10 protein-coding genes are annotated in these 10,717 nt (G+C 59.9%); 4 read left to right on the top strand and 6 right to left on the bottom strand.

Annotated elements, in window-relative coordinates; translation table 11 throughout:
• A partial coding sequence (gene tssI / locus AC1DH9_RS12160; protein WP_477808226.1) for a type VI secretion system tip protein TssI/VgrG occupies positions 1–990 on the bottom strand: 990 nt, incomplete at its 3' end.
• A 286-nt stretch (positions 991–1,276) separates the two neighbouring features.
• Here tssI and AC1DH9_RS12155 point away from each other — a divergent pair.
• Positions 1,277–2,062 (top strand): transporter substrate-binding domain-containing protein, encoded by a 786-nt coding sequence (locus AC1DH9_RS12155; RefSeq protein WP_427536655.1) that lies wholly within the window; start codon positions 1,277–1,279, stop codon positions 2,060–2,062.
• On the opposite strand, the gene cynR is transcribed toward AC1DH9_RS12155, so the two are convergent.
• Positions 2,056–2,928: a transcriptional regulator CynR gene (gene cynR / locus AC1DH9_RS12150; protein ID WP_427536657.1), complete on the bottom strand. Its 873-nt coding sequence runs from the start codon at positions 2,926–2,928 to the stop codon at positions 2,056–2,058. The genes AC1DH9_RS12155 and cynR overlap by 7 nt on opposite strands.
• Positions 2,929–3,136: 208 nt before the next feature.
• Here cynR and AC1DH9_RS12145 point away from each other — a divergent pair, with 208 nt between their 5' ends.
• From AC1DH9_RS12145 to AC1DH9_RS12135, 3 genes are all read left to right on the top strand, one after another.
• Positions 3,137–4,321, top strand: coding sequence for a cyanate transporter (locus AC1DH9_RS12145; RefSeq protein ID WP_427536659.1), 1,185 nt, complete (start codon positions 3,137–3,139; stop codon positions 4,319–4,321).
• Between the two features lie 14 nt (positions 4,322–4,335).
• On the top strand, positions 4,336–5,247 hold the full coding sequence (locus AC1DH9_RS12140; RefSeq protein WP_427536661.1) for a DMT family transporter: 912 nt from the start codon (positions 4,336–4,338) through the stop codon (positions 5,245–5,247).
• Between the two features lie 196 nt (positions 5,248–5,443).
• The gene (locus AC1DH9_RS12135; RefSeq protein WP_477808225.1) at positions 5,444–6,379 is read left to right on the top strand and encodes a LysR family transcriptional regulator; all 936 of its coding nucleotides are present in this window, start codon (positions 5,444–5,446) and stop codon (positions 6,377–6,379) included.
• An 18-nt stretch (positions 6,380–6,397) separates the two neighbouring features.
• Here AC1DH9_RS12135 and AC1DH9_RS12130 read toward each other — a convergent pair whose 3' ends face one another.
• From AC1DH9_RS12130 to AC1DH9_RS12115, 4 genes are all read right to left on the bottom strand, one after another.
• Positions 6,398–6,763, bottom strand: a complete 366-nt coding sequence (locus AC1DH9_RS12130) for a 5-carboxymethyl-2-hydroxymuconate Delta-isomerase (protein WP_427536665.1) — start codon at positions 6,761–6,763, stop codon at positions 6,398–6,400.
• An 84-nt stretch (positions 6,764–6,847) separates the two neighbouring features.
• Positions 6,848–8,038, bottom strand: a complete 1,191-nt coding sequence (locus tag AC1DH9_RS12125) for a low temperature requirement protein A (protein ID WP_427536667.1) — start codon at positions 8,036–8,038, stop codon at positions 6,848–6,850.
• A 78-nt stretch (positions 8,039–8,116) separates the two neighbouring features.
• Positions 8,117–9,061 (bottom strand): LysR substrate-binding domain-containing protein, encoded by a 945-nt coding sequence (locus tag AC1DH9_RS12120; protein ID WP_427536668.1) that lies wholly within the window; start codon positions 9,059–9,061, stop codon positions 8,117–8,119.
• 100 nt (positions 9,062–9,161) lie between these two features.
• Positions 9,162–10,717 (bottom strand): DUF6311 domain-containing protein (locus AC1DH9_RS12115; protein ID WP_477808224.1); only part of this gene is annotated, 1,556 nt, incomplete at its 5' end.

The following is a 10,717-nucleotide window of genomic DNA, read 5'->3' as shown; positions in this document are numbered from 1 at the left end:
GGTGACTGACTCTTCCAGCACCTGGGGTTGTTTTCCGCAGTGGGTCACACCGAGCAGCAGCCACAGATCGTTGTASGTTTCGCGCGGRTGCTCGSTCAGCTTGAAAAAGTGGCCACTGCGCAGGGTCGGCTGGTCGCTTTCGCCCTCGGCCAACTGGTAATCGGTTCGGTGCCGCTCCAGCGCCTGCCGGGCGAGCTGTTTGGCGCGTTTTTCRCTCTCGAATAACTGCGGGTAGCGATAGTCTTCAAGTTCCGGGCGGAACTCGGCRGTGAAGCGACTTTCCAGCAACAGGCTCGGGCGCTTCAGGTCATAGTCCCGGCGTGTGACCTTGCTGGTGCGGGTGCTGAAACGCTGGGAGAACTGGCTGATCACCGAATGCTCCGCCAGCATGCCGGCGTCTTGCTGATACGGGGTTTCGCCCAGTGTGGGGAAGAAGGTCTGGCCGTCGGTGAACACCAGCACATGACTGTCCCGGGAGTGCTGGTGATGCCAGGCGATACCGTCCTCGGCGCACAGTCGCTGGACGAACTCGAAATCATTTTCCCCGTACTGGGTGCAGTATTCGCGCTCGGGGCTGGCACTGACGTTGAAGGTAAAAGCATCCGCCTGGATGCCATGTGCCTTGAGTACCCGAGCGATGATTTTCGGTACCGTCTGGCCCTGGAAAATCCGCTGATCGCGACTGAACTGCAGATAGTGCAGCGCCGGCACCAGGATCAGCTGATAGCGGTTCAGGCGCTTGCCGACATCATCTGCGCGCACCCCGTCGATATAGCCATGAATACCTTCGCCGTTAAGGCCGAACTGGAGGAAAGCCGGCTGGCTGAGCAGGCTCTCCAGGTCGAAATCCGGGTACTCGCTGACCAGTTCCACCCGAATGGCATACAGGCTGCTGATGGCTTCAGTGCCGTCGAAAGCCAGCACCTTGAAGTCGTTGCAAACACCGGGAATTTGCAGTGAGAAATGCGCCGTATTGGACGATTGGGACATTCGCTTATCCTTTAGCGGAATGGAAACAACGCGCGATATCCAAACCGTCCTTGGTCTTGTTCGCGTGAACTGCCAAGTACGCTAACAAGCCGACAAACGAAATAATGTAAGAAGGGTCCCTAACGGCGGTCAGAGCGATCCGCGTTTCAAAGTGTTGCGTTAGCCAACGACAAAGACAGTGCAACTCGGACGACTCGATGGCCCGCACACTTGCACCATCGCCCCCAGCCAACAAATACTGACGTCGACCTCCCCTCCTCCTCTGACAACACTCAAGGACGACCCGATGAAAGCTCGTTTACTGCTCTGCTCCTTGCTCACGTTCAGCGTCCAGGCATTTGCCCAGAATGCACCTTCGCACCTGGACCAGGTGATTGAACGGGGTCATCTGAAGGTCTGTACCACCGGCGATTACAAGCCTTACACCTATCTGCGCGCAGAGGGCGGATACGAAGGGATCGATATCGCCATGGCCCAATCCCTGGCGAAAAGCCTGAACGTTGACGTGCAATGGGTCCCCACGACCTGGAAGAACCTGATGACGGACTTTCTGGCCGACCGTTGCGATATCGGCATGGGCGGCATTTCGGTTTCACTGGAGCGGCAGAAGAAGGCCTCTTTCAGCGACACGCTGGGCGTCGACGGAAAAATCCCGCTGGTGCGTTGCGAAGATAAACAACGCTATCAAACCGTCGAACAGCTCAACCAGTCGTCCGTGCGGTTGATCGAGCCGGCAGGCGGCACCAACGAAGTGTTTGCCCGCACTCACCTGCCCAACGCCACGCTGACCCTGTTCCCGGACAACGTGACGATTTTCGAGCAATTGCTGGATAACAAGGCCGACGTGATGATCACCGACGCTTCCGAAGCGCGGTATCAGCAGAAGCAAAAACCCGGGCTGTGCGCGGTCAATCCCGAGCAGTACTTGCAGTACAGCGAAAAAGCCTACTTGCTCCCTCGTGATGACGTGGCCTGGAAGGCCTATGTGGATCAGTGGCTACACCTGAGCAAAGCCACGGGCGCCTATGATGCGGTGCTCGCCCAGTGGCTGGCGACCGCTCCCGGTCACTGAACACTGACCAGCGCCCGGAATGCCTCACTCGCTGCGCTGCGATAAGCGCCCTTGCGACTGAGCAAGGCCACCGTGCGTTGTGGCAACGCCGGTTGCAGCGCCAACGGGCGTAACCCCGGCAGCGCATGGGTGATGGCCTCGGGGAGAATGGTCGCCAGGTGCCCGCGGCGAACAATCTCGACAATCGCGCTGATGGAGTTGGCTTCGATGGCGATGCGTGGCGCGATGCCTTGTTGTCGGCAATACAGATCGATGTGCCGACGGGTTGCAAAATCGCCGCTGAGCAACACCAGCGACTGTTGGCCCAGCGCCTGCGCATCGAGTGATTGTTGCCGGACAAACCCCGGATGCGCCTCACTGACGACCAGGCTCAAGGTTTCGGCAAACAGCGTCTGGCTGTCGATGTCCGCMAGGTGACTGCCGGTGAACGCGATGCCGAGGTCCAGCCGGTCTTCGGCCAGCGCAGCCTCGATCTGGTCCTGGGTCATTTCCTCGACGCTCAGGTTGAGGCCCGGGTACAGGCTGTTGAAACGCGCCAGCAACGGGCCGATCAGGTAAGCAGTGAAGGTCGGCGTCATGGCCAGCCGCAACGAGCCGCGTGTCAGGTCCTGCACGTCGTGCATCGCCCGTTTGGCCGCCTCCAGGTCCTGCAAGGCCAACCGCGCATAACGCACATACGCCTCGCCGGCATCGGTCAAACGCACCGTGCGCCCGGAACGATCGAACAACGGCGCACCGAGGACATCCTCGAGTTGCTTGATCTGCTGCGACAGCGTTGGCTGCGAGACATGCAATGCCTCGGCCGCCCGAGTGAAGTTGCGATGCTCGGCGACGGCGAGCAAGTAACGGATATGGCGTAACAGCATGCCGGCTCAACTATCGACATGGATTATGGATGGCATCATAAGCTGGTCCGCGACGCTATGGCTGCAAACAGTATCCGTGCGCCATCCCTTGCGACTTTTTCCGGTAAGCCGAGCAGTATTTAATTTTTAAATACCGCGCATGACTTTCTGATTTGCCGACTCTCGCCGCGCATCGCCTAATCCAGACCTTGTCCTTCAAGGTATGGTCATGGAAAACGTTCGCGCCACCTCCCGTCCCGCTGTCTGGCTGATGATCGCCGTGATCCTCGTCGCCCTGAACCTGCGCCCGTCGATGGCCGCCGTCGGTCCGCTGTTGTCGGCCATTCGCGGCGATATTGCGTTGAGTTTCAGCCTGGCGTCACTGCTGACCATGCTGCCGGTGATGGCGATGGGCTTGGCGATGTTCTTCGGCATGAGCGTCAGCCGGCGCCTGGGAGAACATCGAACGGTGGTGCTGTCGCTGCTGATCATTGGCCTGGCCACCGTGTCGCGGCTGTTCCTCGATTCGGCCGCCGAACTGATCCTCAGTGCAGTCCTTGCCGGCATCGGCATTGCGCTGATCCAGGCCTTGATGCCAGCCCTGATCAAATCCCGCTTCGGCGACAACGTCTCGCTGTTCATGGGGCTTTACGTCACCTCGATCATGGGCGGCGCGGCCATCGCGGCATCGTTTGCACCCTTGGTGATGACGCATACCGGCAGCTGGCGTGTGGGGTTGGCGATCTGGGCGCTGTTGGCATTGCTCGCCTTGCTGCTCTGGTACGGCCAACGTCACGCCGTCCCCGCGATGCCTGCCACCGTGCAACGTAAAGAAGCGTTTTTCAGCAATTCGCGCGCCTGGCTGCTGGCGATTTTCTTCGGCTTGGGCACCGCGTCCTACACCTGCGTGCTGGCCTGGCTGGCCCCGTACTACGTCGAAAAAGGCTGGAGCGAGCAGAACGCCGGCCTGCTGCTAGGCTTTTTGACGGCCATGGAGGTGATCTCCGGCTTGCTGACGCCGGCTATCGCCAACCGCAGCCGCGATAAACGACTGGTTCTGGTGGTGCTGCTGGGATTGATCATGGCTGGCTTCTGCGGACTGATCCTCAGCCCGCAACACCTGAGCCTGCTCTGGCCGTGTTTGCTGGGCCTGGGTATTGGCGGCCTGTTTCCCATGAGCCTGATCGTCTCGCTGGATCACCTGGACAACCCTCAGCGCGCCGGTGGACTCACGGCGTTCGTGCAAGGAATCGGCTATCTGATCGCGGGGGTGTCGCCGCTGATCGCCGGGATGATTCGCGATCAACTGGGCAGTTTCGAATGGGCCTGGTGGGCACTGACGGCAGTGATGCTGTTGATGGTTCTGATGGTGTTGCGCTTTGACCCACGGCATTACGCCAAACACATTGATTGATCAGGGGCACACTGATGAAACACACCAGTTTCGCCTCCGCCAACGCGGGCATGTTGCTTTGGGCGGTGTTGGTTGCCGCCTCGTTTTTTGCCGCCGCCGAGGTCAGCCAAGCCATCGACCCGATCCTGCTGACCGGCCTGCGGCTGCTGTTTTCGGCATTGGCGTTTCTGCCGATGCTGCTGCTCAACGGCGGCACCGCGATCACTGCCAAAGGCCTTGTCAGTCATGCCTGGCTCGGGCTGTTGCTGGCCGTGTATTTCGGCTCGTTGTTCGAAGCGCTGCGCTACACCTCGGCGGTCAACACCGGGACCCTGTTTACCCTGGTGCCATTGATGACACTGTGCTTCGAGGCCTTCCTGATACCCGGCAACCGTTCGAAAAGCCGCCTGCTGCCGATGCTGATTGCGGCGGCCGGTGCGCTGCTGCTGATCCTCAAGGGCACAGGCCCCGGCGAAGTCCCTTCACTCTATGCGGTGTCGGTGTTCGGGGTTGGCTGCCTGGCGATGGCGCTCTATTCACCGTTGAGTCAGCGCTTCAAGGCGAACAGCCTCAAGGGCCGTGGGCCTGTGGTGATGACGTTCTGGAACATGCTCTTCGGTTCGCTGTTCCTGTTCGCGTTCAGCCTGGTCAATGGCGGCTGGCGGTCCGGCGCCCTGTTGTCTGCCCACGATCTGTTCTGGCTGGTCTACCTGGCGCTGTTCGCGACCCTGGCAACCTTCTGGTTGCTGCACCGGGCGATCGGGGTGATTGCACCGTCCACGGTCATTTCCTACGTCTACCTCAGCACGTTGTTTATCACCTTGTTCCATTGGTTCTGGCTGGCGCAGCAACCACTGATGCTGGAAGTCGTGGGTGCCTTGCTGGTGGCCAGCGGGATGCTCGCGCTGGTGATGTCCAGCCGTCGCGCACTTCCGGTAACCGCGTAAACACGGTGACTGAAAGCTGAAGGTGCTCACCCGCCTTCGGCCCGGATTGCGACAGACGTCGCATTCGCAACAACTTCTGTCCCACACTTGTCCGTGAATGATCCTACGAGCCATTCTCCTAGGACGGTCGTTCCGTTAGCATCACTCGCACACGTTTGCGCACAACTTGCGCAACGAGCGGAGTGAGACAGTACGGATGCTGAACAGTAACTTGCTTAGAAAGCTCGATATGCAGGACCTCATGGTGTTCATCGCCGTGTATGAGCAAAGCAGCGTCACCGGTGTGTCTGAGGCGCTGTTTGTCAGCCAGTCCACGGTGAGTTACTGCCTGAAGAAACTGCGCACCAGTTTCGAGGACGAGTTGTTCATCAATACCCGCACCGGTATGCGTCCGACCTACAAGGCCGGCACCATGTACGCACACGTGCAGAAGATTCTCGAAAGCATCAACCTGTGCCATGCCGGGGTTCAGGCATTCGACCCGACGCACCAATCCGTGACCTTCAATATCTGTGCGCCGGAATACTTCGAGCAACTGATCCTGCCACGGCTATTGAAGAACTTCGATTTCGCCGACCTGCCGGTGATCGTCAATGTGCACAAACTCGAAACCGACATCCCCGCCGAAGAGCTGCGAGATGGCAGCCTCGACCTGGTGATCGGCTTCGGCCCGAACTTTCATCGCAGCCACACTGACTTCAGATCCCAGGTGCTGCTTGAGGATGATCTGGTGTGCGTTTTCGATAAACGGGCGACGCCGCTGGAGCCTCGCATCAGCCTCAAAGCCTACGTCGAACGCCGACACGTGTTCCCTACGCCGTGGACGTCCACCACCAACATGGTCGACGGCTGGCTTGCCCAACAGGCGCACAAACGCCAGATCGTTGCGCGCGCCAACAGCTACAGCGMTGCACTGAAGCTGATCACCGGGACTGACTTCATTCTGACCATGCCCCGGCGCATCCAGCACCTGCTGGCCAAAGACTCGGTCTTCAGCCATTGCGAGGCGCCGAACGGCGTACCGGGGTTCACCCTCGAAATGCAGTGGAGTCAAACCCGCGAGCTGGATAGCGCCAACGCCTGGCTTCGCGAGCAAGTGGTCAAGGCCTGCACAGAACAGGGTTTTATCTGAGGGGCAACGCGCTGAATATCAGTGGCTGATGGCCGTCTTGGCGTAGGAATCGCGATCGATATCCAGAATCTCGACGCACAGCTGCACATCAACACTGGCGGGCCATTCGCAGAGATCCTGCACCACCGCCAACAGACTTTCGGACAATTGCTTCTTGATCGCGGGCGAGCGCCCGCTCAGCAATGCCAGCTTCACATGCACAAAACCACGCTCGCCCATCCCGGTACCGACCCGGAAGGCGCCGACCTGCACCGCACGGCTCTTGATATCGTACTCCGAGGAAAACTGCCCGGACGCCACCAATGCGTGGTTCAAGCGCAACAACGCCACATCGGCATTGAGGTTCGGCAGGTTGGCGGTGTATTCCATGTGCAGGTGAGGCATTGCGATGCTCCTTGAGGATAGAACGAAGGGGCGTAGATATACCATAGAGCGCCCCCGCCCTTCCCCGCGAAAACACCTGGCGCGTCAATGCTCCTGCGCCGGTAGCGATTCACGCAGTACCCGCGTTTCCCACGTCGCTACCAGAATCATCACCGCAGTCGTCAGCCCTCCCAGGACCAACGCTGAAAACAGCTGATTCAGCGCCGCAGGCAATAGCGCGAGCAGCAGCACCAGGCCCACCAGATGAGACAGCGGCGGCAAAACCCGATCGGCCATTACCCATTTGAACAACGCACACCCCAGCAAGAACAGCCAGGGCCCGGCGACGATCACGATGATCCCGGCATCGCTCGCATGCTCCGGATGCACCAGCACCAGTTCATCGGCCACCGCGCTGACGATGATTCCGGCAACGATCAACACATGCAGGTAGGTGTAGGCAATCCGCGCCTGCCGCCCAGGGTCGCTGGAATGTACGATCCGGTGGTGAGCGCGCTCGGCGCCGCTGTCGAAATACACCCACCACATCGCCACGCTGCCGAGCACGGCAATCAGAAACCCCGCCAGCACCGGCCAATTCAGCAGCAAATCGGCGAAGGTTGCGCCGGTCACCAGCAGCGACTCGCCCAGGGCGATGATCACGAACAGACCGCAGCGTTCGGCCATGTGATTACCCTCGACGTTCCAGTCGGCCAGCGTTGAACGGCCGAGCCCCGGTACCCAGAAGTACAGCGACGGCGAGATCAGCTCGATCAGTAATGCCAGCGCCCAGCAGGCCAGGCGCTGATCGCCTTCAAGCAGCGCACCGCTGATCCAGAACACCCCGGACAGCACCATCCACGCCAGGATTCGCTGGAAGTTGCGGGTCATGTTCAACGGCTCTCCACGCACGGCCCAGATCGCGAACAGCGTGCGGCCGACCTGCATGAAGACAAAGGCTGCGGCGAACATCACTCCATGCTCGGTAAACGCCTTGGGAATCGACGACGACAGCAACAGGCCGGCGACCATCAAACCGAACAGGCCGAGGCGGATCGGCAACTTTTCGGGGTCGAGCCAGTTGGTCACCCAAGAGGTGAAGATCCACACCCACCACACCGCCACCATCATCAACGCGACCTGCACCGCGCCACCTATCGTCAGGTGCGCAAGCAAGGTGTGAGAAAGCTGGGTGACGGCGAACACGAACACCAGATCGAAAAACAGCTCGATCATGCCGACCTTGCCACTGTCTTGACTGCCGCGCCCACGCAACAGAGAACGGGAACTGCTCATGGGATGGATCTCCGGTCAGTCATCGGGAAAATACTGGCAGCAAAACAGCGCTATGCCGGGCAAGCAAGCCGCCACCGGTTACCGTCCGAGCAACTTGTCGCTCTGTATCCCGGACACACCGCGCTCGCTCATGAAGGCTTCGAGGCGTGCACGCAGCCAGCGTTCGGCGGGGTCGGTATCGACGTGGCTCAGCCAGACCATGGACAGGTCCAGGGTTGGCGTCTTGAACGGGAACGGTTCGCTGAACAGCAGACCTGAAGCCGCCATCGCCGCCGCCGTGTAGTCCGGCAGGCTGGCAATCAGGTCAGTCCCCGCGAGTAGCGCCGGCAAGGCACTGTATTGCGGCACCGAAAGCACCACCTGGCGTTTGCGACCGATCTCGGCCAGCCACTCATCGGCATAGCCACTGACGTTGGCCGTATGCGAAACCAGCACATGCGGGCGCGAACAGTACTCGTCGAGGGACAGCGGCGTATCGGAGGCATCGGCGCGCAGTATGCGGGGCTGAATGTGCCGCAACAGTTTGCGCTTGGCATTGGCCGGCAGGCCGCGGGTCTGGCTGATGCCGACGGTGATGTCACCGGACGCCAGCAAGTCCGGGATCCGCCAGTAATCGACATGCTGAACCACGAACACCACTTGCGGCGCTTCCTGGCGCAATGCGCGCAACAGCGGTGGCAGCAAGCCGAACTCGACGTCATCGGACAAACCGATGCGAAAGGTCATGGTGCTGCTGGCAGGATCGAAATGGTGGGTCAGGCTCAACGCCGAGGACAGCGCGTCCAGCGCCGGCGAGAGGTGTTGAATCAGTTCCTCGGCCCGCGCCGTCGGCTCCATGCGATGGCCAACCCGGATAAACAGCGGATCGTTGAACATCGCCCGCAAACGGTTGAGCGCCGAGCTGATGGTCGGTTGCCCGAGAAACAGCTTCTCTGCCACTCGCGTCACGTTGCGTTCGAGCATCAGCGTCTCGAATACCACCATCAAATTGATGTCGGCCTTACGCAATTCATTGCGATTCATCAGCTACTCCCGGCTCTCAATACTTGGGCCAGTTTAGAAAGGCCGGGGGGACGGCGTCTATCGACATGAGCGCTGCACATGAACGAGAGGCTGCGACGGCTTACTGTACCGTCAGCGACTTCACTCCCAGGCCCATCACACGCTGATCTTCTCCAAGCCCCAATTGTTTCGGGCTGATTGCGTCGGGTAACTGCACATGAATACGCATCAGCGTGTCCCGGGCGATGGCTTCATGGATGGCCGCAGTCAGGGGGATTTCGATGCGATTGTCCTGAAGCCGGGTCAGACGTGTCGAACTGGCTTGTAAACCGTTGATGGTAAAAACCACGTCCTGGCCAAGATGCATCGGCAGTACGAAGGCCAGCGCCTCGATCACGATGGATTGAGCCTGAGGTGGAACCCGAAGCACGATCTCTGCCTCCTCTCCCTCGGACCATGTGCCCCAGGCTTCCGGGGTCGACCAGCCATGGGCCAGATGAGGGGTCTTGTAGTTGAACCGTTGTTGCTGCCCGAGTTTGATCAACGGCACTGACTGCATCGAACGTCCTTCGTCCACGACCGGAAGGCATTCAGCGCATTTTTTCCAGCCCGGCGCAAGCACCACCAGGCCATCAATGCGGGCCAGCAGATCGGTGTCGCTGTTGACGCTTTTCACGACGTCAAGCATGGCACTCTCGTCAAGGATATACAGCGAATCAGGGTCGAACTGCCCCGTCACAAGCATTTGCCCGGCTTTTTGCTGGGCATGCTCAAGCGCCGTAGAACTCATGCGCCCCAGATAAGCGGTATCGGTTTTCAGACCATGAGTAGACGCGTAGTAGGCTAACGCAAGCCAGGTCTGCGACTGGTTCTGCGGCAGTAAAGAACGAATATTCGCGTAGTGGGCGGCGGCGCTGGACCAGAACGGGTCATGCAATGCTGTTGACCATTCGGAGGCAGGCGTCATCATCCTCGCGTGCCATACCCCTCTCCATCCGTTGCAGGTATCAACCACCTGAACAACCAGTGCCAAGGCCAGCAAACACAGCGCAGTGCGCGGCCGGTTGCCACGCACCACCAGGAAAATGACGGCAAACACGATGGCGTAGAACACCGGCCAGAACATCCGCCCCGACGCCCGAAAGATATTCGCCAGCTTGATGATTTTTTCCGGCAATGGGTAATGAACACTGAGCAGGCCAACACCGATCTCGTTCGAGAGCGCAAACAGCGTCAGGCCAATCAACGCCAACAGCAGAACCGGCAGACGGCGCACCGCACTGCCGAAGTCAGTTGTACGTCGCAGCAGTACGACGCAGGCGCAGATCGCCAGCACCAGCGTCCCCAACCCGAGGTAGTTGAAACCCTCGTAGTCGCCGCTGGCCTCGGGCAAGTCCGGCAAGATCAACGACCAGCCGCTGGAGTCGATCGGCGCCAGCAGATTCATACGGTACAAGCCAAAACCACCGGAAGCCATACCATCCGCGATACTGAAATAGCCCGCCTGCCAGCAGCACAGACTCACCAGCAAAAACAACAAGACCACCTCGATGAATGCAGTGCGTCGAGTCAACTCGCCTTTGAGGGTTCGACCGGCAACATCGGCTACCCAGATCAATGCCACCATGGCCAGCAGATAAGCGTGGATCATCGCCGTCGCCGCCAACAGCGCTCCCC

It is taken from the genome of Pseudomonas sp. 05T35 (genome assembly GCF_056396605.1).
The sequence above is the reverse complement of the archived record's forward strand: the minus strand, read 5'-3'. Positions and strand labels throughout refer to the sequence as shown.

Bases quoted from the DNA above. Each gene is read 5' to 3' on its own strand.
- AC1DH9_RS12155 (WP_427536655.1), top strand. From the start codon at position 1,277: ATGAAAGCTCGTTTACTGCTCTGCTCCTTGCTCACGTTCAGCGTCCAG.
- AC1DH9_RS12145 (WP_427536659.1), top strand. From the start codon at position 3,137: ATGGAAAACGTTCGCGCCACCTCCCGTCCCGCTGTCTGGCTGATGATC.
- AC1DH9_RS12140 (WP_427536661.1), top strand. From the start codon at position 4,336: ATGAAACACACCAGTTTCGCCTCCGCCAACGCGGGCATGTTGCTTTGG.
- AC1DH9_RS12130 (WP_427536665.1), bottom strand. From the start codon at position 6,763: ATGCCTCACCTGCACATGGAATACACCGCCAACCTGCCGAACCTCAAT.
- AC1DH9_RS12125 (WP_427536667.1), bottom strand. From the start codon at position 8,038: ATGAGCAGTTCCCGTTCTCTGTTGCGTGGGCGCGGCAGTCAAGACAGT.
- AC1DH9_RS12120 (WP_427536668.1), bottom strand. From the start codon at position 9,061: ATGAATCGCAATGAATTGCGTAAGGCCGACATCAATTTGATGGTGGTA.